Annotated in this window: 20 protein-coding genes; 11 read left to right on the forward strand and 9 right to left on the reverse strand. The window is 63.4% G+C overall.

From position 1 onward, the window contains the following. Positions 1-14 precede the first annotated feature (14 nt). The 4 genes from PI87_RS15760 to PI87_RS15775 form a co-directional block, all read right to left on the reverse strand. Entirely contained in the window at positions 15-509 is a 495-nt protein-coding gene (locus PI87_RS15760; protein WP_039598665.1) for a TadE/TadG family type IV pilus assembly protein, read from the reverse strand. Positions 510-572: 63 nt separating this feature from the next. Then, on the reverse strand, positions 573-1,064 hold the full coding sequence (locus PI87_RS15765; RefSeq protein ID WP_232314008.1) for a prepilin peptidase: 492 nt from the start codon (positions 1,062-1,064) through the stop codon (positions 573-575). 69 nt (positions 1,065-1,133) lie between these two features. After that, a complete protein-coding gene (locus PI87_RS15770; RefSeq protein ID WP_039598667.1) occupies positions 1,134-1,310 on the reverse strand; it encodes a Flp family type IVb pilin in 177 nt (58 codons plus the stop codon). Between the two features lie 575 nt (positions 1,311-1,885). After that, a complete protein-coding gene (locus PI87_RS15775) occupies positions 1,886-3,064 on the reverse strand; it encodes a collagen-like triple helix repeat-containing protein (protein ID WP_039598668.1) in 1,179 nt (392 codons plus the stop codon). A 500-nt stretch (positions 3,065-3,564) separates the two neighbouring features. Between PI87_RS15775 and PI87_RS15780 the strand changes: the two genes are divergently transcribed. The 5 genes from PI87_RS15780 to PI87_RS15800 all read left to right on the forward strand — a co-directional run bounded on the left by PI87_RS15780 (position 3,565) and on the right by PI87_RS15800 (position 11,497). Then, positions 3,565-5,052, forward strand: a complete 1,488-nt coding sequence (locus tag PI87_RS15780) for a collagen-like triple helix repeat-containing protein (RefSeq protein WP_039598669.1) — start codon at positions 3,565-3,567, stop codon at positions 5,050-5,052. Positions 5,053-5,347: 295 nt separating this feature from the next. Next, entirely contained in the window at positions 5,348-7,021 is a 1,674-nt protein-coding gene (locus PI87_RS15785; protein ID WP_039598670.1) for a ShlB/FhaC/HecB family hemolysin secretion/activation protein, read from the forward strand. Between the two features lie 143 nt (positions 7,022-7,164). Next, the gene (locus tag PI87_RS15790; RefSeq protein ID WP_039598671.1) at positions 7,165-8,424 is read left to right on the forward strand and encodes a helix-turn-helix transcriptional regulator; all 1,260 of its coding nucleotides are present in this window, start codon (positions 7,165-7,167) and stop codon (positions 8,422-8,424) included. A gap of 268 nt (positions 8,425-8,692) precedes the next feature. Further along, the gene (locus PI87_RS15795; protein ID WP_039598673.1) at positions 8,693-10,786 is read left to right on the forward strand and encodes a putative bifunctional diguanylate cyclase/phosphodiesterase; all 2,094 of its coding nucleotides are present in this window, start codon (positions 8,693-8,695) and stop codon (positions 10,784-10,786) included. A gap of 402 nt (positions 10,787-11,188) precedes the next feature. Further along, entirely contained in the window at positions 11,189-11,497 is a 309-nt protein-coding gene (locus PI87_RS15800) for an H-NS histone family protein (RefSeq protein WP_021192590.1), read from the forward strand. A gap of 113 nt (positions 11,498-11,610) precedes the next feature. Here the strand turns inward: PI87_RS15800 and PI87_RS15805 are convergent, their stop codons facing one another. From PI87_RS15805 to PI87_RS15820, 4 genes are all read right to left on the reverse strand, one after another. Continuing rightward, the gene (locus tag PI87_RS15805) at positions 11,611-13,152 is read right to left on the reverse strand and encodes a methyl-accepting chemotaxis protein (protein ID WP_039598674.1); all 1,542 of its coding nucleotides are present in this window, start codon (positions 13,150-13,152) and stop codon (positions 11,611-11,613) included. Positions 13,153-13,299: 147 nt separating this feature from the next. Further along, positions 13,300-14,712: a PAS domain-containing protein gene (locus PI87_RS15810; protein WP_039598675.1), complete on the reverse strand. Its 1,413-nt coding sequence runs from the start codon at positions 14,710-14,712 to the stop codon at positions 13,300-13,302. A gap of 44 nt (positions 14,713-14,756) precedes the next feature. Next, positions 14,757-15,779, reverse strand: a complete 1,023-nt coding sequence (gene galE / locus PI87_RS15815) for a UDP-glucose 4-epimerase GalE (protein ID WP_039598676.1) — start codon at positions 15,777-15,779, stop codon at positions 14,757-14,759. Between the two features lie 160 nt (positions 15,780-15,939). Next, complete coding sequence (locus tag PI87_RS15820; RefSeq protein WP_039598677.1) at positions 15,940-16,935, reverse strand: tyrosine-type recombinase/integrase; 996 nt, start codon at positions 16,933-16,935, stop codon at positions 15,940-15,942. 94 nt (positions 16,936-17,029) lie between these two features. Here PI87_RS15820 and PI87_RS29115 point away from each other — a divergent pair, with 94 nt between their 5' ends. The 6 genes from PI87_RS29115 to PI87_RS15845 all read left to right on the forward strand — a co-directional run bounded on the left by PI87_RS29115 (position 17,030) and on the right by PI87_RS15845 (position 22,848). Beyond that, complete coding sequence (locus PI87_RS29115; RefSeq protein ID WP_232314007.1) at positions 17,030-17,203, forward strand: hypothetical protein; 174 nt, start codon at positions 17,030-17,032, stop codon at positions 17,201-17,203. A gap of 107 nt (positions 17,204-17,310) precedes the next feature. Then, a complete protein-coding gene (locus PI87_RS15825; RefSeq protein ID WP_039598678.1) occupies positions 17,311-19,362 on the forward strand; it encodes an NADPH-dependent 2,4-dienoyl-CoA reductase in 2,052 nt (683 codons plus the stop codon). Between the two features lie 171 nt (positions 19,363-19,533). Further along, entirely contained in the window at positions 19,534-20,331 is a 798-nt protein-coding gene (otsB, locus tag PI87_RS15830) for a trehalose-phosphatase (protein WP_052321569.1), read from the forward strand. Then, on the forward strand, positions 20,328-21,734 hold the full coding sequence (otsA, locus tag PI87_RS15835) for an alpha,alpha-trehalose-phosphate synthase (UDP-forming) (protein ID WP_039598680.1): 1,407 nt from the start codon (positions 20,328-20,330) through the stop codon (positions 21,732-21,734). Before otsB ends, otsA begins: the two co-directional genes overlap by 4 nt. A gap of 74 nt (positions 21,735-21,808) precedes the next feature. Next, positions 21,809-22,270, forward strand: a complete 462-nt coding sequence (locus tag PI87_RS15840; RefSeq protein WP_039598681.1) for a MarR family winged helix-turn-helix transcriptional regulator — start codon at positions 21,809-21,811, stop codon at positions 22,268-22,270. Between the two features lie 152 nt (positions 22,271-22,422). Next, on the forward strand, positions 22,423-22,848 hold the full coding sequence (locus tag PI87_RS15845) for an organic hydroperoxide resistance protein (RefSeq protein WP_039598682.1): 426 nt from the start codon (positions 22,423-22,425) through the stop codon (positions 22,846-22,848). A 75-nt stretch (positions 22,849-22,923) separates the two neighbouring features. Here PI87_RS15845 and PI87_RS15850 read toward each other — a convergent pair whose 3' ends face one another. Next, a complete protein-coding gene (locus PI87_RS15850; RefSeq protein WP_039598683.1) occupies positions 22,924-23,691 on the reverse strand; it encodes a Mut7-C RNAse domain-containing protein in 768 nt (255 codons plus the stop codon). Positions 23,692-23,850 lie beyond the last annotated feature (159 nt).

Here is a 23,850-nt window from a genome sequence, read left to right on the forward strand (position 1 = left end):
CGGGCCACAGCACCTTAGGAACCCGGCACAAGCTGCACGACAGCCGACCCCGTGAGTGTGGACGGCACCGGCAACAGCGGAATAGATGGCAAAAGCGGCGTGGCGCCAGTGGTGACCGGCAGCGTAAGCACGACACTCAGGCATTGCATGCTGGCGATGGTCGGGCACGTTACCAGCGGCGATGCACTCTGGTTGGTCGTGACCTGAGAACTGAGGTAAGAAGGCAGCGCCGTATTGGCAGCCGTGTAAGCGGCTGACACGCGCAGGGTGTTGGAGGTCTGGTAGCGCAGCGCAGCTCGGGCGCCTTCTTCGGCCGCCAGCGTCAGTACCTGCTGCATGGCCAGGATCACGCCGTAGTACGCGACGCCGAACATGAGCACCAGAAGCACTGGCAGGACAATGGCAAATTCGACTGCTGTCGCGCCGCGGCTACCGCGCCGCCTGGCAGCAAACATACGCGCGCCAGAGTGCATCCGCGCACGCTCCCGTTCCCATCGCAATGTCGGCATGGCCGACTCCTTTCTATAGGCAGGCCGCTTGGCGGCTCTTGTCCAACTCTTCAACTGTTCTGGCTACATACCTGGCAACCACGGCGCCCGCATCACAGTGGGCACCCAAGGCAGGCTCAGCAATCCGATCGCCATATAGGCCGCATACGGAATACCTCGGCGCCCGGCCTGTGCCGTATCCCAGCGCGTCACAGCGGGGCAGAGTCGCATCACCAGCCAAGCGGAGGGCAACGACGCATCAAGCTGGCGCAGGGTCTTGATCAGGAGTGCATGCACCCCGGCGATCATGCTGGAGACCAACCACACGGCTACCAGACCGTGCCAGCCGGCCAGCAACCCCGCTACCGTGAAAAACTTGACGTCGCCCGCGCCCATCCAGCCCAGTGCGTAGAGCGGTAAAAAACAGGCAAATGCGATTGCCCCGCCGAGCCAGAAATCCTGCCAGTCATAGGCAAGCGCCATCACCCCGCCGAGCTTGATCAACACGATGGACAGCACCAGCCCTGCGGCGACGAGCCAATTCGGCACGCGCCGCGAGCGGATGTCCAACGTGATTGCAAGAACTGCGAAAACTCCGACGCTCGCCCAGCCAGCAATATCAACGTGGCTGTACAAGGTGAGGCACTAGCAGGCGGTAGCGCCGATCGCAGTGCAGAGGCCCTTGAACATGGCTTCGATCTTGACGCCGATTGCGGTGACGGTGGCTACGATCAGCCCAGCAATCAGGCCGACGATGAGGCCATACTCGATGGCCGTGGCACCTCGTTCGTCGCGAAGGAACTTCAGAACGGCGTTTTTCATGATTGCTCTCCTGTTTGCACTCGCCCGCGGATGTGTTGATCTTGACCAGCCTGCGGTGCTCCGGCCGCGACCAGTTCATATTTACGAATAACGGATAAAACGCTTGGGGATTTATAGCGATGACACGATCAAAAGAAAATCTTTTCGCCGCGTCGACTTCGTTTTGCTAACAAAACGAAGATGAAATGTCATCAGACGGTCTTGGTCCCGCAAAAACGTCTAATGACCACCACACGCCCCCAAACCCGTTACCTTATTTCTCGGAATGTCACGGATGTCACGTAACGTCCCGTAACGGTTTTATAGGCGTGCGGCGCCGCAAACAAAATAACTCAACTGAGGTACTTGCACTCAATTAGAGTGAAGTCTCTATTTAATTTCATTAAAAACGCACCAACCCTCTGAAAACTAATGGAAATCCCTTAATGATCGAAAGACTAGATCCATTATATGTGCGGGTTGTCCATTAATCCGGGGCTGGTCGGAACGCTCCCCACTCTCTGTCTTGGCAAAAAAAGGATGCGCGAGCGACGGGAACACGCCCGCGCACCTTCAAGAGCACAGACAGGTACTGCTCAGTGCGCCAGGCTGCTTACGCCACCCAGCAAGTTCGTAACAGGGGCCAGCGGATTGCTGCCCGAGGCCCCGCCGGCTGCGCTGGTCACGCCGCCCAACAGGCCCGTGACAGGCGCCAGGGGGTTGGAGCCACCCGCAGCACCACCCAGCAAACCGGTAACAGGGGCCAGCGGATTGCTACCGCCTGCGGCGCCGCTCAGCAGGCCCGTAACCGGCGCCAAGGGGTTGGAGCCACCAGCTGCCCCGCTGAGCAGACCGGTCACCGGTGCCAGCGGGTTGCTACCGCCCGAGGCGCCACCCACCCCGCCAAGCAAGCCACCCAGCGGATTGCTGCCAGACGAGCCGCCGGCTGTGCCTACGCCGCCCAGGGCTGCCACCGTCGTTCCAACTGAGGTGACGACCGGGCCCAGGGTCGAAACCACAGGCACGCCCGTTCCGGTGATGGTGTTGCCGGCACCGGCCACGCCGCCGCCAACCGTACCCAGCAGCGAGCTGAACGGGCCGCCCAGGCCAGTCATGTCGCCGCCCGATTGCGTGGCGTTGGTCAGTTGCGTGGTGACGGGAACAATGGCCGAGCTGGCCTGCTGCGTGACTTGTTGTACCGCGCCGGACGACAGCGCGCTGCCCAGCAAGGTGCCTCCGCCAATCAGCGCTTGGCCAATCTGCTGCACGCCAGCCCCTACCGGCTGCGTGACAGGCGCAAGCGGCGCGCCCGAGCCTTGGCCCAGGCCCTGCACGAGCGAACCCGCGCTGACAGCAGTTTGGCCGACATCCGTCACAACGTTGCCGGTGCTGGCCACGGTCGTGCCGATCGGATTCGGGTTCTGGCCCATCTTGCCCAGACCGGTTTGTACGCCCAGGCCCAGATCGCTGACGGCCTTGCCGGCGTTGCTGACCGTGCCGCCCAGGCCAGCCTTGGCTTGGTCGGAAAGGCCCGGAATATTTGCGTTCTGCAGGGTCGTGCCCAGGCTGCTGACGGCCTGCCCCGTCGCGACGACGGTGTTGCCGGTGCCGTTGGCGACCTTGCCGACAGGCGTCACGCCCGTCAGATCGTTCGGGCTGGGGCCATTCGGCGAGCTTCCCGAACCCGAACCTCCCGAGGAACAAGCCGCCAGCATGAGGGCAGCAACAGCGCACGCCAGCGGCGCAACGCGAATGGAGTGGCGAATGTGAGTCATGGTCCGTCCCCTTCTTTGCTTTGATTGGTTGTATTACCTGATGTCTGAGCTCGGTACTGCGGACTGCGGGCCAGATTCTGCAATTGCCATGCCAATCGCATTAGAGCAAAACCTCGATTTTTGAAGAGTGGCGCCGCAACAAGCTTTGCAGGCAACGCATCCGGTGATACCCGAATATGGCGGACGGGCGTTACGGGCAGAAAACCAACGTTCCCGGCGTTACGTTGTTACGTGACACGGAACATATTCGGCCCGGACATAACCCCAATAGCAAACGTTTCCCTCCCTCATTCGTGGGGCAGGGTAAATCCCGCATTTCAGTTAGTTTTCACAATTCCTCCATTTTCTACGGGCAAATCACATTCGATTCCAATAATCGGTTACGCATGGCGTAATAATCAAAACATGGCACACCGTTTGCAAGGCTCCGCTACCCAAATCGACATTGGGACCATTTTCCAGCTGACAAAAAGCGGACTTTTTAAAACGGGAGAACGATCATGAATAAGAACATCAAGTGCCTGGCAGCCACGATGGCAAGCCTGTTGGTCCTGGGCGGTTGCGCCAGCTCCGGCTCGGGCGATATGGGGGGGTCGTTGGGGGGCTCTGGCTCTAACGGCACCGGTGGCACCAACAACAATACCGGTGGCTCGACGCCCACGCCGTCGCCTGCACCTTCGCCTTCGCCCTCTCCGTCGCCTTCTCCCTCCCCTTCGCCGTCCCCGTCGCCCTCGCCGACACCCGCTCCTGCGCCCCTGACGCCCGCGGGCGTGATCCTCAACAACACGGGCAACGTCGTCACGGCTGCCGGCTCGACGGTTAGCGGTATCGGCTCGGACATCAAGAATGCGCCGCTGCCCTCGCAGCTGAGCGGTGTGCAGAGCGGCCTGGGTGGTGTGGTGGATAACGTTGGCACGACGGTTTCGGCACTGGGCACGGGCGTGCAGAACGGTCTCGGCAGCATCGGCCGCAATCCGGATCCGGTTGGCACCACGGTGTCGAGCCTCGGCAATGTGGTCACGGGCGCAGGCAACACGGTCACCAGCGCCGGTACGCTGGTGAACAATCTGGGGACTGGCCCGCTGGCGCCGCTGGCTCCGGTGACGACGCCGCTGGCTGGTGTGGTCACGCAGGTTGGCCAGACCTTGGCCAACGGCGGCGGCACGCTTGGCACGGCACTGTCGACGGGCCCCGTGCAGCAACTCACGCAGCAGCTCAGCACGGCCATCGTGCCGATCACCTCGCAACTCACCGGTGGCACGCAAACGGTGGGGGCAACCACTGGCCTGGGTTCGCCGGGCAACTCGCTGTTGGGCCAGTTGGGCGGTGCGGTCGCTAACGGCGGTAGCGCCATCACCGCAACCCATGCGCCGGTCGTCGGCAACCTGGGTGGCGTGGTGACGGCGGTCGGCAACACCGTCGGGGCGCTGGGTGGCGCGGTGTACTCGCCGACGGCGTCGCCGAGCAACCCGTTGGCACCAATTACCGGTGCACTCGGCGGCTTGGGTGGTACTGGTGGCAGCAATCCGCTGGCGCCCATCACCGGCGCGCTTGGTGGCCTGACGGGCGGCGCAACGGGTGGTTCCAACCCGCTGGCGCCGATTACCGGTGCACTCGGTGGCCTGGGCGGTGCCGGCGGCAGCAATCCGTTGGCACCGATCACCGGTGCACTCGGTGGCCTGACGGGCGGCACGGCAGGCGGCACCAACCCGCTTGCCCCGATTACCGGTGCGCTCGGCAGCCTTGGCGGCGCCGCGGGCGGTAGCAATCCGCTGGCACCGATCACTGGCGCACTCGGTGGCCTCGGCGGTGCCGCAGGCGGCAGCAATCCGGTCAGCTCGATCACGGCGCCGGTAGGCACGGTCGTCACCACGGTGGGCAGCGGCCTGACATCGGCCGGCGCGACCACGCCGCTGGCACCGGTAACCGGCGCAGTCGGTGGCCTGCTGGGCACGGTGGGCGGCGCACTGGGCGGCACGCGTCACTGATCGACACGCAGTTCAACGCACGGCGGATCGGCCTGACCGGCCGGTCCGCTTTTGCGTTTCAAACGCGTTGATGTGGCGCCAGGCGGCGTCATTGCTGGGCAAACGGGCACGGATTAACACACCATTGGTATCAACCAGGGCGTTGCGCCGCGTGAACGTTGCCTCTATGTGATTTGTTGTAAAGCACTATGTCTCGCGGTTATCGTTCCATGCAGTGCGCAACCACGCGCGGCGTCGACCGGCCCGGACCGGCTGAACGCTTCACTGCAGAACAAACACCACGGAGGAGACACGCGTGCGGAGCACCACGATGCGGTTAGCGCTGGCCACAGGCGTTGCATTGACCAGCCCGGCGTTGAGCTGGGCCCAGAGCAGCCCCACGCAAGGCAACCCGATCGACACGCTGCCCAAGGTCGACACCTCCCGCCCGCCCGAGCAGAAGATTCAGGTGCAAGTCCAGCGACCAAACCCGGCGCTGGAAAACCTGCTCGCCACGCATCTCACGCCCACCAAGTTCCAGATCGAAGGCGTCAAGACGCTGCCGTTTCCCGAAATCGCCGCGCACTTCGCGCCGATGGCCGGGCACGACGTCACCGTCGCGCAGCTGCTGCAGGCCGCCAACGAAGTCACCAAGCTGTATGCAGACCGCGGCTATCCGCTCTCCTTCGCGTTCGTGCCGGCACAGACGTTTGAAGGCGGCGTGGTACGCATCACCGTGGTGGAAGGCTATGTCGCGCGCATGCGTGTCGAGGGCACGCCCGGGCCGCTGGAGGGTCGCCTGCGCGAAATCTCGCAGCGCTTGATGGACGAGAAGCCCCTGCGCAAAGAAACCTTTGAGCGCGTGACCGGCGTGCTGGCATTGCAGCCTGGCGTGCAGATCACCGCGACCGTGCAGCCGCCCACCACCACCGATGGCGCGAGCGAGTTGGTGCTCAACGTCAAGCGCCAGCCCTACACCATCGGCACCGGCGTTGAATACCGCTCGCCCGGTGTGCGCGCGGTCATCACAGGCACGCTCAACAGCGTGACGCCACTGGGTGAACAGATCACGGTGTCAACGCTGCAGCCGCGCGGACCGGATCACGAAACGTTCTACTCCGCCACCTGGGCGCAGCCGATCGGTACTGATGGGCTGCTGGCGAAGCTCACGTGGTCGCACTATCGCGGCATGCCAGAGAACCTGCCGCTTGAGCAACTCGGCTATCAGTCGCGCTACCTGACCGATACGCAACGGCTGGGGCTGTCACTGAGCTATCCGGTGCTGCTGTCGAACACGCGCAGCCTCACCGTCACGGGCACGTTCTACGGCAACGACGACAAGCAGCAGTACTCGCCGCAGAACCCAGCCATTCCGCAAACTGAGTTGGCCGCCAAGGTGCGCGTGGCCGGCGCTGAAGCGCTATACACCGAGGTCAATCCAGGCGAGACACGTCGTGCGTCGCTTGGCCTGTACCAGGGCATCAACAGCCTCGGGGCGGGCAAGTCAGCCAACAACAATGTCGACCTGAGCTTCCTGCGCACACGCGTCACCGCCAGCGAGGCACACGACTTGCCGCTGGGCTTCGGTATCGTAGTCTCGGGTGCGGCGCAATACAGCGGCGCGGTGCTGCCGTCTTCGGAGCAGATCAGCTTTGGCGGACGCTTCTTCGGCCTGGCCTATCCGGCGGGCGAAGTAGCAGGCGACCGCGGCTGGGGCGCGTCGGTCGAGCTCAACCGCATGTTCACGGTATCGATGGACTACCTGAAGACCGTGCAGCCCTACGTGCTGTACGACACGGCCAAGGTGTACTCGAACGGGGGTACGCTGGTGCATGACCAGCTCGGTTCCATTGCGCTGGGCGTGCGCTTCTCAGACCGCAAGTACTACACGCTGGACCTGGCCGTTGCGCGCCCGGTGGGCGACAAGCCGATCAACTCAAGCTCTCGCAGCTTGCGCTTCACCGCCGCCTATACGTACCAGTTCAACTAGTCGACGGATACAACGGACACAGGGCGCTGAATAGGTTAAGAAATTTTGTATATTTTTTATATTTTCAGCGCTGAAAGTCGCCCATACTCCCTCCCAATGGGGGGGATACAGCACTGCCGGAATTTGGGAGCATCAGAAGCGGAATGTTAAGTTTTTCCAAAGAGTTGCCGATTACCAAGGAAGTCGCGCAGAAGAACAACAATCAACACAGCGACAGCGGCCAGCAGCACGTCAGGCCGCAACACGCCGATGGCGAGGGGCAGTCCCCTCAGTCGTCGCAATACGCACCGGGGGCCACCATGCTGCAACGTCTATCGGATGACGCAGAATTTCATCGACTCGTCGATACCATCTACGAGGCGGTGCTAGACCCCGCGCAGATGCCGATTGCCCTGGCCTTGCTCTCCGTCTACGCTGGGGCCGAAAGCGCACATTATTTTGTCTGGGACAAACACACCGACGCGCCGCGCCAAGGCGTTTCGTCGGGTTGGTGCCAGCACTGCCCGCAACCGGGCCACTGCAACGCCTTCTGCCAAGACCCTCAACTGCTGCAAGCCCCACAAGCCGAAGACGTGCCTGCGCGGGGCGTGACGTTGATGGACACGCCGGACCTGAGCATCACCATGCGGCTGCGTACGCGTGACGATACCTCGGAAGTGAGCGCCGCCGAGCGCGAGGAACGCCTGCAGCGCGTCCTGCCCCACCTGCAGCGCGCCGCACGCATGCAGCAGCGCAATCAGGAGCTGAACGAACTCGCCGCACTCGGCATGGCCGGGCTGGATACGCTCGACTTTGGCGTGATGGTGATCGAACGCAGCATGCGCGTGAAATACGCCAACGCATGGGCGCGCACGATGGCCGCAGAAGACGATCGTTTGTCGCTCGATGGCAGCATGTTGCACTCTGCCGATCACACGCACAACGCGGCACTGCGCAACCTGATTGAACATGCCGCCGGCTCGATGGGCGTGCAAGGCGCTGCTGGCTCGTGGATGTATCTGGCACGCGATGGGCGCCCTGTTCCGTTCATTGCTACACCGCTGACCCCTTCCGACGCCATGCGCTCTGCCTGGGCGGCGCCGCTGGCCTTGGTACTGGTGGGCAATTCCGAGGCACGCTCCGTCATGGATGCGGGTGTACTCGCCTCGCTCTTCGGGCTGACGAACAAGGAATGCATCGTCGCCGCACGCCTGGCCGCCGGCGAAACCCTGCAAGAAATCGCTGACCGCGAATTCCTGTCGCTGCACACTGTGCGCGTGCACATCCGCGACATCCTGCGCAAGACCGGCACGCATCGCCAATCCGAACTCGTGCGCCTGCTGCACCTGCTGCCAAGCGTCGACTTGGAGCGCGCCGGAGCCGCCACCCCCGCCTCACGTCGGCGCACTCGCCTGAACGCCTGATCCTCGCCTGCAATCGCGGGCATGCAGCCATTCGCGTATACCCGGGTCATGTGCCCGGGTTTTTTGCCGATGCATTAGGACAGGCGTGGAGCTGCCGCAACTGCTTGATGCAAGGCAGTAACGACAGAATATCCCGACGCATTCTGTGAATAGCGCGCAACAAGCTAGCCTTTTCGCGGCCTGAAACAGCAGGCTTTTGCGCTATCCTCGCCGCAAAACACAGACAGGTGCCGGTCGAAAGTCGGGGGGCCGCGCCGAATGCGCTTGCATGCATAACGATTTCCATATTGCGCTGCTGCTGTTTGCGTGGGTAAGCACGGGCTTGACCACGTTTGCCGCATTAGACGCTGCGACACGTCTGCCGGGGGGCTCGACGGTTGCAAAACGCCGTAACTGGCGCATTGCCTGCGCCATCATTCTTGGCATTGGCCTATGGTCGGGACTGTGGCTTGCCCAGGTCGGCCTGCACCGGCCATTGGCCACGCCGCTCGCGGCCCCCATTTCTGCCACGCTCTTGACCGCGCTGGCAGCTTCACTCGCAGCATTCCTAGTGGTGCTGCCGGATACGTCGCCTGCCGCCGCCGGACAGCCGCCGCATCGCCACCGCATCGCCATCGGCGCCATCGCACTTGGCATCGGGTTGATGATGGCGGAGCTATATCTGGCTCGTCCGTGGGTGCACGACGACACCCTCTCGCTACAACGCACACTCATTGGTTGGGGCGGCGGCACTCTCGTGCTCGGCGCCGGTTCCTGCCTGGCAATGTGCATGGCCTTCCATCTACCGCCGGCACAACGCCGTGCCGCAGTCGGGCTGCGCGCACGTGCGGCTGCGGTGCTGGCAACGTCTACCGTGCTGTCACTGGCAGCGTGGCCATCAGCCAGCACCTGGCCCACCGACGAAACGACCATGCTGCACGTGGTGCCCGTCATCATGCTCAGTGCCGGCGGCGTACTGCTGGCGCTCGGGCTGCACGCCGTGCTGATCATGCTGGAGACGCGTGTTGATTCAGCGCAGGCCCATCTGGCGGCGTCGCTGGCGCGTGTCGCGAATCAGGCGCCCACGGCGCAGCATCACGATGCGCTCACCGGTTTGCCCAATCGGCTTCAACTCAAACAGTCGCTGGATAGCGCGATCCTCTCGACGACACGGCGCAGCCGTCCCTTCGCCCTCTTCTGCCTGGACCTCGACAACTTCGGCCAGATCAACGAGCAGTACGGCCGCGCCACGGGCGACCGCGTATTACAGATCATCGCCGAGCGCCTGCGCCAGACGATGCGCGGCGAAGACATGGTCGCCCGGCTGGGCGGCGATGAGTTCGCCATTCTGGTCGAAGGCCTCACGCTGCCCGAAGCGGCCGCCACCGTTGGCGACAAGCTGCTGTTCCGCCTGCGCGAACTGGTGGAAGTGGACGGCCGCCGCCTGCGTGCGACGGCCAGCATCGGCGTGGTGATCCATCCGCACAATGGCGCAACGGCCGACACGCTCATGGAGCACGCCGACGCCGCCATGTTCGATTGCAAGCAGTCCACCGGCAACGCCTACCGCTTCTACGAGCCACGCCTGAACACGACCGCGCATCGCGTGCTGCAGATCCAGCGCGCGCTTTCGCATGCGGCGCTGAATGGCCAGCTGTCGGTGTACTACCAGCCCAAGTTCGATGCGTTCACGCAGGTCATGACGGGCGCGGAAGCGCTGCTGCGCTGGAACCATCCGGAACTTGGCCCCGTGTCACCCGCCGAGTTCATCCCCCTGGCCGAACGCACCGGCACCATCGTCGAGCTGGGCGACTGGGTGGTCGAAGAAGTCTGCCGCCAGATCATGCATTGGGATGCCGCCGGCATGGCCCCACAGCGTATCGCGGTCAATCTGTCACCACGCCAGTTCCAGCAACCGGACCTCGTGCAGCGCCTGTCGCAGATCCTGCATCGCTACCAGGTAAGTGCGCACCGGTTGATGTTCGAGATTACCGAGACCGCCGCCATGCGCGATGCCAGCCAAAGCATTGCTGTCATTCGGCAGATCCAGGCACTCGGTATTGAGGTCGCCATCGACGACTTCGGCACTGGCTACTCCAGCCTCAGTTATCTGCAGCGCTTCCGCGCGCAGCAGATCAAGATCGATCGGGCATTCGTCTCCGCGCTCGACGACAACCCGCCCGAAGCGGCCGCCATCATCCGCGCCATCTGCGCGATGGCGCATTCGCTGGATATGACGGTGGTGGCGGAAGGGGTGGAAACCGAGGCGCAAATGGAGGCCTTGATGAATCTGCAATGCGACCAGGTACAGGGCTATTTGTTGGCGCGTCCGTTACCGGCCAAGGATTTTCAAGACTTGCTCGAGGGAATGCAGTTCGCGTGAGGCAATTGTAAAAATGCGCCATTTTGATGCATTTTCCGTTTCCCTTTCGACAACCTTTCAACTCCCTCTCGAAAGCCTTTCATCAAATCAGCGCCCAGCATCATTGTCGAAGCAATGAAGCAATCACATAAAAAGAATGTGCGCACCGCACGTTCAATGCTTCTCGCTGGCATTGGGTACTCACGGTAGCGCGGCTTCTCGCTGCGTCATATGTTCACAATTTCCATTGCTCCGGACAAATGGCCGCACCATGCCGGTTTGCGCAACGCCGACCGCTGCGCAGAATCCACGCCGTTGACATGAGGTCTTAACGAAATTCATTTCACTCGGTCAAACTCGTTATAATGCGGTGGGCTACGGGGAGCGTGCCCATGTTTCAATTGCAAAGTTGAGGAATCCATAATGCCGACTTACAAGGAAATCGTTCAGAAGATCTCTGAACTGCAGCGCCAGGCCGATGAACTCCGGGCAAACGAACAGGCGACGGTGATCGCTGAAATCAAGCAGAAGATCGTGGAATATGGCCTGACCGCCGACGACCTCGGTTTTGGCGCCAAGGGTGCAGTGGCTTCGAAGAAGGCCGGCCGTAAGGTGCCGGTGCGTTACCGCGACAGCAGCGGCAATACCTGGACGGGCCGTGGCAAGCGTCCGGGCTGGCTGGTCAAGGAGCTGTCGTCGGGCCGGAAGATGGAGGATTTTCTGGTCGCCTGACCCAGCTGTAAAAGCAGCACATCCGAGTCCGCACAAAGAGGCAACCGGAAACCACAAAAGACAAGGCCGGCGATATTGCCGGCCTTGTTCATTTGCGTTGCACCTGTAACTCGCTATACCTGGAAGCGCCCCACCGCCGAGCGCAGCAACTGCGCCTGCTCTTCCAGCGAGAGCGCCGCAGCCGCAGCCTGCTCCACCAGCGCAGCGTTCTGTTGCGTCACTTCATCCATCTGATTCACGGCCTGATTAACCTGCTCAATGCCCGAGCTTTGCTCGTCGGATGCGGCAGAAATCTCGCCCATGATGTCGGTCACGCGCTTGACGGCCACCACCACTTCGTCAATCACGGTGCCCGCTTCCTGCACCAGCGCCGAACCGTTCTGCACGCGCCCCACCGAGTCGCCGATCAATTCCTTGATCTCCTTGGCGGCACTGGCTGAACGCTGCGCAAGGCTGCGCACTTCCCCCGCCACCACGGCAAAGCCGCGGCCTTGCTCGCCGGCACGCGCGGCTTCCACCGCGGCGTTGAGCGCCAGGATGTTGGTCTGGAACGCAATGCCCTCGATCACACCAATGATGTCGGCAATCTTCTTGCTGCTCTCGTTGATGCCCGACATGGTCTCAACCACGCGCCCGACCACTTCACCGCCCTTGACCGCAATATCCGATGCGTTGACGGCCAACGTGCTGGCCTGACGCGCGTTGTCGGCGTTCTGCTTCACGATCGATGTCAGCTCTTCCATGCTCGATGCTGTTTCTTCCAGCGACGATGCCTGTTGCTCCGTGCGCTGTGAGAGATCGGCATTGCCGGCGGCAATCTGCTTGGTTGCGCTGGCAATGGAATCGGCCGAGTTCTTGATATCGCTGATCGTGCCCGTCAATTGCTGCTGCATCTGCGACATGGCGAAGAGCATGCTGTCGCGATCGCCCTGGCGAGTCTGCACACGCACCGCCAGATCGCCACTCGCAATCCGCGCGGCAACGTCTGCGGCATACGCCGGTTCACCGCCCAACTGGCGCTGCAAGCCGCGCGTGACGACCACCACGACCACCGTCATCAGCAGGCCAATGCCCAGCAACAAACCGAGCGACTGCATGAGCGAGGTACGAAACGCCGCATCGACATCGTCGATATACAGCCCCGTCGTCATGGACCAATCCCAGGGCTCGTAGTACGAGACGTAAGTCAGCTTGGGTTCGGCCTTGTCGCTGCCGGGCTTTGGCCACAGATAACGCACGAACCCGCCACCGGCCTTGGCCATCTGCGCGATATCGACAAACAGGTGCTTGCCTTCGGGATCCGTCGCGGCAGACATGTTCTTGCCGACCATCTCAGGCTTGATCGGGTGCATGACCGACACGGTGTCGGTTCTTGACAGCGAGAAGTAGCCGTCGGTGCCGTAGCGCATGTCCTTCAAGCGCGCGATGGTCTGGGCCTTGGCCTCATCCACCGTCATCTTGCCGTCTTGCGCCAGCTGTCCGTATTCCTTGATGACGCTGAACGCGGTGGCGCTGACGTTCTGGAGATCGCGCTGCCGCTCCTCCATGCGTACGGTGCGTGCGCTCCATGCACTCCACAATGTGATGACAAGCAGGCACAGCCAGCTCAGGACGAGCGGTAGCCACAGCTTCTGTCGAAGCGTGAGTCGATTCATCTTCCTTCCTCCAAGCGTTTCTTCTTGTCCGCGTGATGCTGGCGGCGCTCCCCGGCGCGATTGCACGCGCTCTTTATGCGCTATCGGGCAAGCCTGAAGAAAACTTGAGTACCGGGAGTGATCAACTTCCGTAAAGATGCAGCGACCTCAACGCAGCGCGTTGGGATTGATGCTGGGCAGTGTGCCGTTGTTGGCGGGCGCCGGCGCGGGTTCGCTCGGCGCTGTCACTGTGATCGGCGCACGAGAGGTGTCGGGCGCATTGTCCAGCGGCGACCACGACTCCCACAGGCCCTGACGACGAAGCGTCTCAGGCTCTGCAGCGGACTCGGCAACTTCTGGTAAGGCAGTGTTTGCCGTGGCTATTTTCTGCACCGGTTCGACATGCGATCCGGCCATGCGTGTGGCACGGCCGCCGGCATCACGCACCACCACGCCGTGCGCAATGATCTGGCGATAACTGCCATCCTTGTGTCGCATGCGGAATTCCGCCTCATAGGCAGGCGCGTTGCCATCGACATGCGCCTGAATGCGGTTGAGCACCAGCGGCAGGTCATCCGGGTGAACGAGGCGCAAGTACTCGCTGGTACTCGGGCCGATCTCCTTGAGCGTGTGGCCGAGCATGGCGGCAAAGCGCGTGGAGAACTGCGCGCTGCGCGTAATCAGATCGAACTCCCACAAGCCAACATCCGCACCATCGAGCAGCAATTGATGGCGTGCGGCCAACTCAGCCTCGCGCTGGCGGTAGCTCTGCTCCAGGTCGTTGAGCGCCTGCATCGTCTCCTTGCGGCGGCGGATCTCGCGCGCGGCAATCGCCGCCGAGGTATCACCCGCTGCGCGGTCCCGGTAGCCAAGCAGGAAGCCGGCGAGCACCGTAACGACCGCTCCGACTGCCAGCAGCAGTTGCAGCCAGGCCGGCGCGCTGCCAATGGAGGCCGATGATGCATCCACCAGTGATGCCGCATACACCGCATCGAGCGCCAGACCGATGCCAAACAGCACGCTGACGAACAGACTCACAGCGGGTCGGCGTACTGCCACACCTGTGGCCCCCGACCGCGCCGACAGCGCAAACTGCAGCGCCGCCGCGCAAGCCGCCGCCGACAGCAGCATGACGATGCCGAGCACACCAGCATCTGCCCAGGCCATCGCATCGAAGCTGGTGACGCCCGCCAGCAGCAACACCGCCACAGGGCCACTGACGCTCAGCAGCACACCCAGCAGCACCGCGCGCACGGTGCCCGCCTGCCCACCCAGCACGCACCACAACGCGGCCACCGCCAGGCTCCAGCAAAACGATGCCAGCGTCATCACCAGCGGTACAGCACCCTCATGCAATGGCCAACGCGCAACCAGCGGCAGCAACGGCACCGTCCACAGCGCAATCGCACAGGACAGCGCGGTCATCACCAGCGGCAATCGAGAGCGCGTGGCACCGGCACTGCGCAGATCGTCCAGCAGACGCAGCAGCAAGCTGCCCGCGCCGCACGCCACGATCAATGGCAACAGCGCGCCAGCCAGCCTGCCTGTCAGTTGAGCAACGAAGAGAGCAACGTCATCCACTACGAGGTGTTTCCAGTTCTGCGGGTGTCAAACAACGTCGTGGATCAGCGGGACTGAAAGCCATCCGGGTTCATGCTTTGCCAGCGCCAGGAGTCTTCGCACATGCGCTCGATGCCGTATTGCGCGCGCCAACCCAGCATGGATGCAGCGAGTGCCGGATCGGCATAGCACGCGGCAATGTCGCCGGGGCGGCGGTCCACAATCTGGTGTGGAACCGGGCGGCCACTCGCACGCTTGTAGGCTTCCACGACCTCGAGCACCGAATAGCCGCGCCCCGTGCCGAGGTTGACGGTAAAGCCGCGACCATCGCGACGCAGCACATCGAGCGCCGACAGATGCCCGCGCGCCAGGTCGACCACGTGAATGTAATCACGCACACCAGTGCCATCAGGCGTAGGCCAATCGCCGCCGTAGACGGAGAGCTTCTCGCGCTTGCCGATCGCCACCTGGGCCACGTACGGCATCAGGTTGTTCGGGATGCCACGCGGGTCTTCGCCAATCAGGCCACTGTGGTGCGCGCCAACCGGGTTGAAGTAACGCAGGTAGGCAATCTGCCAGGCGGCGTTGGAGATTTCCAGATCGCGCAGCACCTGCTCGCCCATCAGCTTGGTCTGGCCGTACGGGTTGGTGGCCGACAGCGGGAACGACTCGGTAATCGGCACCGTATGCGGATTGCCATATACGGTGGCCGACGAGCTGAACACGAGCTGGCGCACGTTGGCATGCGCCATCGACGTGCACAGCGTGACCAGCCCGCCGATGTTGTTGTCGTAGTAGGCCAGCGGCTTCTGCACCGACTCACCCACCGACTTGAGCGCCGCAAAGTGGATGACGGCCGAGATGCGCGTGCTGGCAAAGAGATCGTCGAGCAGACGGCGGTCACGCACATCGCCCTGTACGAACTTTGGGGTCTTGGCGGTGATCTGCTCGATGCGCGAGAGCACGGCCGAGCTGCTGTTGCAGAGGTTGTCCAGGCCGATCACCTGATAGCCCGCATCCAGCAGTTCAACCCAGGTATGCGAAGCAATGTAGCCGGTGGCGCCGGTCAGCAGAATGGTTTCTGTCATTGGGTGCGAGGTATCGAGAAAGAGATCGTGACGTGCCGATTCGAGCGCGGCATCGGGTTCACCGCATCAATGCAACCGACGCGGCGGAACAGCGCGATCATAGCAAGCCGAGCACCGGATTGCGGGCAGTTTGCAAGCGATGTTGCGCAAAAAAACCGTGCTATGAGGCGGTGCCCGCGTGCCCGTCCGGATGGTCTGCCGCCTGCCAGTCGGCATAGGCCGAGCGCAGGCGCCAGGCCGAAGTCTGATCTCGCAAGCCCAGCGCGTACCCCACGTCGGCAGGGGCGGCACCCTCATCGAACAGCGCCGCGGCATAGCCGTTGCGCAGCGTCTGCGGCGAGAGACGTTCGCTGCGGTGCATCAAAGCCGGCAGCGCGGCCAGCCACGCCTCGACGCGACGGTAGACCGAGGCTGCGTGCATGACCCGCCCGCCGGCATCGGCCACGAAGACACGCTCGCCCGGCACCTCGGCGTGGCCGCGCACGGCCAGCCAGGCGGCCAGCGCGGGGCGTGCACTCTCGAGCAGCGGCGCCTGATAGGACGGACCGCGCGACGGCTCGACGGTGATGCTCTCCAGCGCCGCATCCACCTGACGCAGCAGCAGGGACTGCACCTGCGCGACCTTCAACCCTGCCCCGTGGCACACCGCCACCAGTGCCCTGTCGCGCGCCAACTTGAACGCGCTGGCGTTCGCTGCCGCCTCACTCGCCCGCGCGCCTACCTCAAGCGAGGCTTCGATAGCGACGCGCTCGGCCGTCGAGAGAAAGGTGGTCGGGTCGTTCTCACCCTCGGCCAGCCTCTGCTGCACGGCGGCACTGGCCGGGTTGTGTGTCCCCGTGCGTAGCAATTCGAGTTGATGGAAGACGCGCTCGATCAGGCGCGCGTAGCGATACCGGTGCAGCTTGGTCAGGCCCGATTCATCCAGGAAGGCGGCGATGTCTGCGGCGCTCCAGTCCGCCAGCGCACGTTGGTGCGACTCCACCCAACGCAGCCATTTGCGCCACATCGCGCGGTACACCGTCGCCGACGATTCGCGATAGCCGCGTGCGGCCAGCCAATGCTCAAAGGCCTGCGCGGGCTGGTCGGCCCAGTCCTGCAGAGTGGGCTGGAACAGGTCGGGAACGGGCGTGGCAGGCGGCGTTGGATTGACTGACATGCAGGAAAAACAGGCGGGGCGAGCCCAGTGTTCGGCAATTCGCGTATCCTGCCGAGCGTAACATGCCGTCATCAGCTCCCTCGCGGACCCCATTGTGAAGAAAACCGACCTCGAAAAACTCAAGGGCCTCAAGATCGCCAACAACCTCAAGCGCGACAGCCAGCGCACCGGCAAGCCAGGCCAAGGCACCGGCAAGGCGATTCCCCAGAACAAATTGCTGAAGGCGCTGCTCGGCAAGCCCGCCGAAGACGACTCGAAAAAATCCTGACGCGCGCCCCACACATCTAGAACCCCGCCCTGTTGTTCCAACGGGCGCTTGGGTGCTACCGTCCGGCGCGTTTCCACATTACCGCGGTGCCCCCACCCGCGCCGGCCATGTCCTCCTCCACGCCCTCCTCGCCTTACCCCCGCCTGCTGGCCCCACTCGATCTCGGCTTCACCACGCTAAAAAACCGCGTGTTGATGGGCTCGATGCATACCGGGCTGGAAGACGGCAACCACTTCGACCGCCTGGCCGCCTACTTTGCCGAGCGCGCGCGTGGTGATGTCGGCCTGATCGTCACCGGCGGCTTTGCGCCCAACATGGCCGGGTGGACCAAGCCGTTTGCCGGGCGACTGGCCACGCATGGCGCGGCACGCCGTCACCGCATCGTGACCGACGCCGTGCACCAGGAAGGCGGCAAGATCGCGCTGCAGATCCTGCATACCGGCCGCTACGGTTATCACCCGCTTGCGGTGGCCCCCACGGCATTGCGCTCGCCCATCAGCCCATTCACGCCGCGCGAGCTATCCGTGCGTGGCATCGAGCGCCAGATCCGCGCCTTCGTGCGCTGCGCCCAACTGGCCCGCGAGGCCGGCTACGACGGCGTCGAGATCATGGGTTCCGAGGGCTACTTCATCAACCAGTTCCTCGTCACCCACACCAACAAGCGCACCGACGACTGGGGCGGCAGCTACGCCAACCGCATGCGCCTGGCCGTCGAGATCGTCCGCCGCACGCGTGAGGCCGTCGGCCGCGACTTCATCATCATCTACCGCCTGTCGATGATTGACCTGATTCCTGACGGCAGCTCGTGGGAAGAAGTCGTGCAATTGGCCAAGGCTGTGGAGCAGGCGGGCGCCACCATCATCAACACCGGCATCGGCTGGCACGAGGCGCGCATCCCCACCATTGCGACGAGCGTGCCGCGCGCGGCCTTTGCGTGGGTGACCAAAAAGATGAAGGGCGAGGTCGGCATTCCGCTGGTCACGTCCAACCGCATCAACACGCCGGAAGTGGCCGAAAGCGTGCTGGCGGATGGCTGCGCCGATATGGTCTCGATGGCGCGCCCGTTGCTGGCTGACCCCGAGTTCGTACGCAAGGCGTCGACAAATCGCGCGCAGGACATCAACACCTGCATCGCCTGCAATCAGGCCTGTTTAGACCACGCATTCAAGGCCAAGATTGCGAGTTGCCTCGTCAACCCACGTGCGTGTCATGAGACGGAACTCGTCATCCGCCAGACGCCGGCCCGCCGGCGCTTTGCGGTGGTGGGTGCCGGACCTGCGGGCTTGTCAGCATCGATCACGCTGGCCGAGCGCGGCCATGCGGTGGACCTGTACGACGCTGCACCGGAAATCGGCGGCCAGTTGAACATGGCCAAGACGATTCCGGGCAAGGAAGAATTCCACGAGATGGTGCGCTACTTCACGCGCCGCGTAGAGGCCACCGGCGTCACGCTGCGCCTCGGCGCACGCGTTGACGCGCAGCAACTGCTGGCGGGCAAGTACGACGAGATCATCATCGCGACGGGCGTGTCGCCGCGCAATCCGAAGATTCCAGGGCAGGACCATCCGAGCGTGCTGTCGTACATCGACGTGCTGCGCCATCGCAAACCGGTGGGTAAGCGCGTGGCGATTGTCGGCGCGGGCGGCATCGGTTTTGATGTGGCGGAGTTCCTCGCACTGGATGGCCATTCGCCCACGCTGGATCTGCAGACGTGGCGCACCGAATGGGGCGTCGGTGATCCGACCCAGGTGCGCGGCGGCGTGGATGGCATTCGCCCGCAACCCGAGGCGCCCGCACGCGAGATCCTGCTGCTGCAGCGGCGTGCCGGCAAGCTGGGCGCAGGCTTGGGCAAGACCACCGGCTGGATCCACCGCACGAGCCTGAAGAACATGGGCGTACGCATGATGGGCGGCGTCAACTACGAGCGCATCGGCGATGAAGGCCTGCTGGTGAGCTACGGTGAGAAGCGCGAAGCCGCCGAATGGCTGCCGGTCGATTCCATCGTGCTGTGTGCCGGGCAGGAGCCGCTGCGCGAACTGCTCGAACCGCTGCAGGCTGGCGGCGCCAAGGTGCATGTGATTGGCGGCGCGGATGAAGCGCGCGAACTCGACGCCAAACGGGCCATTGATCAAGGCACACGCCTGGCCGCATCGCTGTGATGCGGCTGTGATGCTTGCTGCGCGTGCGGGATGAAGGATTTGCACCCCGCGCCCGTTTTTACAAGCCCATCCCCATTCAAACCGGCCGCAGATGGCGAAACGACAACGCCTGGCGCGGTCGGTCCGGTTCTTGCGTGAAACGGCGCATCACGCACATTCACATGAACCGGTTTGTCCAAGAGCGATCGATCACCACATCTCACACGCGCAGCGCCTCTACCCGAGGTGGATGTTGCCCACACGGCCTTCCTGCTGGACTTTGACGGCACGCTAGTCGACATCGCCCCGCAACCTGATGCCGTGCATGTCTCTGCGCCGCTGCGCGACACACTTGCGGCGTTGCATGCCGCCTGCGGCGGTGCGCTGGCCGTCATCAGCGGGCGCACGGTTCACGACCTTGAATCCCTGCTCGCCCTGCCCGGCCTGGTGATTGCCGGCGTGCACGGCGCCGAACGCCGCTATGCCGATGGCAACTTCGTGCGCCTGAACACCGACGCAGATGTCCTGGCCGAAATGGAGCGCGAGCTGCGTGCCGAATTCGCGCAACTGTCGGCGCAGTTTTCTGGCGTGATGCTGGAAGGCAAAGGCATTGCCTTCGCACTGCACTACCGCAATGCGCCCGCCGCTGAAAACGCGGTGCTCGCTTTGGCCGATCGCCTCGCACATCGTTACTCAGACCACATCCGCCTGCAGGCCGGCAAGATGGTCGTCGAGCTCAAACCGCGCGGCGCGAGCAAAGGCGATGTCGTCCACACACTGATGACCGAGCGCCCCTTCATGGGCCGCACGCCACTATTTGCCGGCGACGACCTGACCGACGAGAGCGCCTTTGACGCTGTCAACGCGCTCGATGGCTGGTCGATCAAAGTCGGTACCGGTCCAAGCCAGGCGCTGTGGCGCACGCACGATCCAGCGACACTGCGTGCGTGGCTGACTGTGCTGGCTGCACACAAGCGAGATCGCGCATGAGCCGGCTCATCGTGATCTCCAACCGCGTTGCGCCCATCACCGAAGGCCAAGGAACGGCGGGCGGACTGGCCGTCGGCGTGTTCGATGCGCTGCGCGAGACCGGCGGCGTCTGGTTCGGCTGGAGCGGCGAGACGGCAACCACCGTCTCCGGCGAACCTGCCATCGTTACCAAGGGCAACATCACGTACGCCACCGTCGGCCTGAACCGGCGCGACTACGACCAGTACTACCGCGGCTTCGCCAATGCGACGCTGTGGCCGATCTTTCACTACCGCGTAGATCTCGCACGCTTCCAGCGGCAGGAGTACCACGGCTATCGGCGCGTCAACTCGCAGTTTGCACATCAGCTCAAGGCGCTGATCAAACCGGACGACATTCTCTGGGTGCACGACTACCACCTGATCCCGTTTGCTGCCGAATGCCGCGCACTGGGGCTGACCAACCGTATCGGGTTCTTCCTGCATATCCCGTTTCCGGCGCCGGAAATCCTGACGACGATCCCGCCGCACGAAGAGCTGATGCGCGCGCTGTGTGCTTACGACCTGGTCGGCTTCCAGACCGAAACCGACCGCGTCGCCTTTTACGACTACATCGAGCGCGAGGCACGCGGCTATATCGAGAACAAGGAGCAGAACGGCGCGGTGCATGCGTTCGGCCACACGCTGCGTGCAGAGGTCTACCCCATCGGCGTGCATCCGGATGAGATTGCGCAGCAGGCGGTGTCGTCGCTGGCGCGGCGCAACCCATTCGCACGGCACACCCGCCCACGCGGCGAACATACCGATAGCCAGCCCAAGCTCATCATGAGCGTGGATCGATTGGATTACTCGAAAGGATTGCCAGAGCGCTTCAGCGCGTTCGAGCAGTTGCTGGACGATTTTCCGGAGCACCGCCGGCATGTGACCTTCATCCAGATCGCGCCGACCTCGCGCCAGGACGTGCAGAGCTACCAGCAGATCCGCCAGCGCCTGGAGGCGGAGTCGGGCCGCATCAACGGCAAGCACTCCGAACTGGACTGGACACCGATCCGCTACATCAACAGGCAATACGAGCGGCGTGTGCTGATGGCGCTGTTCCGCACGTCGCAGGTCGGTTACGTCACGCCGCTGCGCGATGGCATGAACCTTGTTGCCAAGGAATACGTGGCCGCGCAGGATCCGGAGGACCCGGGTGTACTGGTGCTCTCCCGCTTTGCCGGCGCGGCGCGCGAGCTGGATGCAGCCCTCATCGTCAACCCGTATGACACACGCGGCATGGCCGAGGCGCTCAACCGCGCACTGACGATGCCGCTGGAAGAACGCAAGGCGCGCTATGCCCACATGATGGATCGGCTGCGCACGGCCAACCTGACGGTCTGGCGCGAGCGCTTCGTGACCGACCTTCGCAACGCGCCGGAAAGATAGGTACGTTGCTTCACATGGTGCTGTTACAAATATTTATCTTGCTATTAGATCGCACGCTATCTAATATGCACGACATGGACACACGCAAGACCTCCTCTCCGTACCCGAACCTGACGCTGGACGTGCAGCTGTGCTTCGCGCTGTACTCGACCATGATCGGGCTGAACAAGGTGTACCGGACGCTGCTCAAGCCCCTGGGCCTGACGTATCCGCAATACCTGGTCATGCTGGTGCTGTGGGAGAACGACGCGCAAACCGTGTCGGCCATCGGCGAGCGGCTGTTTCTCGATTCCGCCACCCTCACCCCCATGCTCAAGCGGCTGGAGGCGGCGGGCTTGGTCGAGCGGCAACGCTCGGAGGCGGATGAACGGCAAGTAATCATCTCGCTGACGGACGCAGGCTGGCAGTTGCAGGAGCGCGCCAAGGACGTGCCGAACTGCATCGGTGCCGCAGCGGAATGCGCGCCCGAGGAAATCGAGTCCTTGCGGTCACAGTTGAATGACTTGCGCGGGCGGCTCTTCAAACACGCCGCCTGAAGCGAGAGCAATACCCCGCGGGTGCCGCAATGCACCCGTTTTTTTGAAGTAAATATATAGCGCGCTACTTAATAGCAAGCTATTTCAACCCACAGTGCCTCGGCTTCGACGGTCGTTGCACTTCGCTCCCAACCTTCATCAGGAGAACTGCCATGTCGATCGAAAACGTCCTCTACCGCGCCCAAGCCAACGTCACCGGTGGCCGCGATGGCCGCGCCGTCATCAGCGATGCCAACCTGGATCTGCGCCTCTCCACACCCCGTGAACTCGGCGGCGCCGGCGGCGAAGGCACCAACCCCGAGCAGCTGTTTGCCGCCGGCTACAGCGCCTGCTTTATCGGCGCGATGAAGTTCGTGGCCGCACGCGACAAGCTGCGCATTCCGGCAGACGCGAGCGTGCAAGGCAACGTTGGCATTGGCGTCATTCCCAATGGCTTCGGCATCGAAGTGGAACTGAAGATCAGCCTGCCCGGCATGGACCGCGAGCAAGCCCAAACGCTGATCGACCGCGCCCACATCGTCTGCCCGTACTCGAACGCCACGCGCGGCAACATCGATGTGCGCCTGAACCTGGTTTGATGGTTTGATGACTTGAGCGACTGCCTGCCATACAAAAACGCCCGCCGGTGGTGACACACGGCGGGCGTTTTGCGTTCAGGCGCCCGCGCTGCCGCTGCGCAGGATGTGCGCAGTGCTCTCCGGCACCTCATCGTCCTGTGGCGCAAGCATGTCGTCCAGCACGGCACGCATGCGCGCCCAGTGCGAGCCGGGCCAGTAGACCCGCCGGCAGACATCGCAGGTGCTGAACAGGCGCTGCCGTTCACGCACGCGCGGGGGCACACTGGACGCAGCCTCTTCCACACTCAGCATGCGCAGTGGCGCGTTGCACTCCAGGCAGCGTGAAAACGGTCGGACCACGCCGGCCAGCCTGAAACGCGCCACGATCTCGCGCATCTGTTCGTGCGGCGCTTGCGCCCGGATGAACGCGCCACGGAGGATGCCACGCCGCTTAAGCAATTCGCGATCGCGCGACAGCACGATCCAGTCTTCTTCCTGCGCCAATGCTTCGATGGCGGCATCGGCGTAGTTGTTGTCGTAGGCGGTATCGAAACCGGCCATGCGCAGCAAGCGCGCGGTGGCTCCTAAGTGGGCGTCGCACAGAAAGTGCAATGGCGCGCTAGGCAAGGCGGGGGCCATGCCGGATACGGCGACAAGGCCACGTACCGGCAGCATGGTCTCCAATGTCTGCGCCTGGCCGTCGACGCGCACCTGCCCGACTTCCGTGTGCGGCACGCCGAGTGCCTCGATGGTGTGCTTAAGCGTGGCGCCCGATGCCCAGGCACGCGTGATGGTGTGCCCGCGTAAAGCCGACGGCAGAAGCGGCGTCAGATCGGCATCGAATGTGAAAGCGACGGTCTGCATGCCTGCCACGATACTCCCAACCCAACATCGGTGCCCTGACACCGTGGCTCCCTTGCTTTCACACGAAGGTTGCGTCTCTGAGCTTGGTGCTCCGAGCTTTCTTCTCGGCGTTTGAGTTTTTGAACTCGACGCTCCGAGCTTTCTTCTCGGCGTTTGAGT

This window comes from Ralstonia sp. A12, from assembly GCF_000801955.1.
Lineage (GTDB): Bacteria > Pseudomonadota > Gammaproteobacteria > Burkholderiales > Burkholderiaceae > Ralstonia.

What these genes read in the sequence shown, in the direction of transcription:
- PI87_RS15760 (WP_039598665.1), bottom strand. Translation starts at nt 509, where the DNA reads ATGCCGACATTGCGATGGGAACGGGAGCGTGCGCGGATGCACTCTGGC.
- PI87_RS15770 (WP_039598667.1), bottom strand. Translation starts at nt 1,310, where the DNA reads ATGAAAAACGCCGTTCTGAAGTTCCTTCGCGACGAACGAGGTGCCACG.
- PI87_RS15775 (WP_039598668.1), bottom strand. Translation starts at nt 3,064, where the DNA reads ATGACTCACATTCGCCACTCCATTCGCGTTGCGCCGCTGGCGTGCGCT.
- PI87_RS15780 (WP_039598669.1), top strand. Translation starts at nt 3,565, where the DNA reads ATGAATAAGAACATCAAGTGCCTGGCAGCCACGATGGCAAGCCTGTTG.
- PI87_RS15790 (WP_039598671.1), top strand. Translation starts at nt 7,165, where the DNA reads ATGTTAAGTTTTTCCAAAGAGTTGCCGATTACCAAGGAAGTCGCGCAG.
- PI87_RS15795 (WP_039598673.1), top strand. Translation starts at nt 8,693, where the DNA reads ATGCATAACGATTTCCATATTGCGCTGCTGCTGTTTGCGTGGGTAAGC.
- PI87_RS15800 (WP_021192590.1), top strand. Translation starts at nt 11,189, where the DNA reads ATGCCGACTTACAAGGAAATCGTTCAGAAGATCTCTGAACTGCAGCGC.
- PI87_RS15805 (WP_039598674.1), bottom strand. Translation starts at nt 13,152, where the DNA reads ATGAATCGACTCACGCTTCGACAGAAGCTGTGGCTACCGCTCGTCCTG.
- galE (WP_039598676.1), bottom strand. Translation starts at nt 15,779, where the DNA reads ATGACAGAAACCATTCTGCTGACCGGCGCCACCGGCTACATTGCTTCG.
- PI87_RS15820 (WP_039598677.1), bottom strand. Translation starts at nt 16,935, where the DNA reads ATGTCAGTCAATCCAACGCCGCCTGCCACGCCCGTTCCCGACCTGTTC.
- PI87_RS15825 (WP_039598678.1), top strand. Translation starts at nt 17,311, where the DNA reads ATGTCCTCCTCCACGCCCTCCTCGCCTTACCCCCGCCTGCTGGCCCCA.
- otsA (WP_039598680.1), top strand. Translation starts at nt 20,328, where the DNA reads ATGAGCCGGCTCATCGTGATCTCCAACCGCGTTGCGCCCATCACCGAA.
- PI87_RS15840 (WP_039598681.1), top strand. Translation starts at nt 21,809, where the DNA reads ATGGACACACGCAAGACCTCCTCTCCGTACCCGAACCTGACGCTGGAC.
- PI87_RS15845 (WP_039598682.1), top strand. Translation starts at nt 22,423, where the DNA reads ATGTCGATCGAAAACGTCCTCTACCGCGCCCAAGCCAACGTCACCGGT.
- PI87_RS15850 (WP_039598683.1), bottom strand. Translation starts at nt 23,691, where the DNA reads ATGCAGACCGTCGCTTTCACATTCGATGCCGATCTGACGCCGCTTCTG.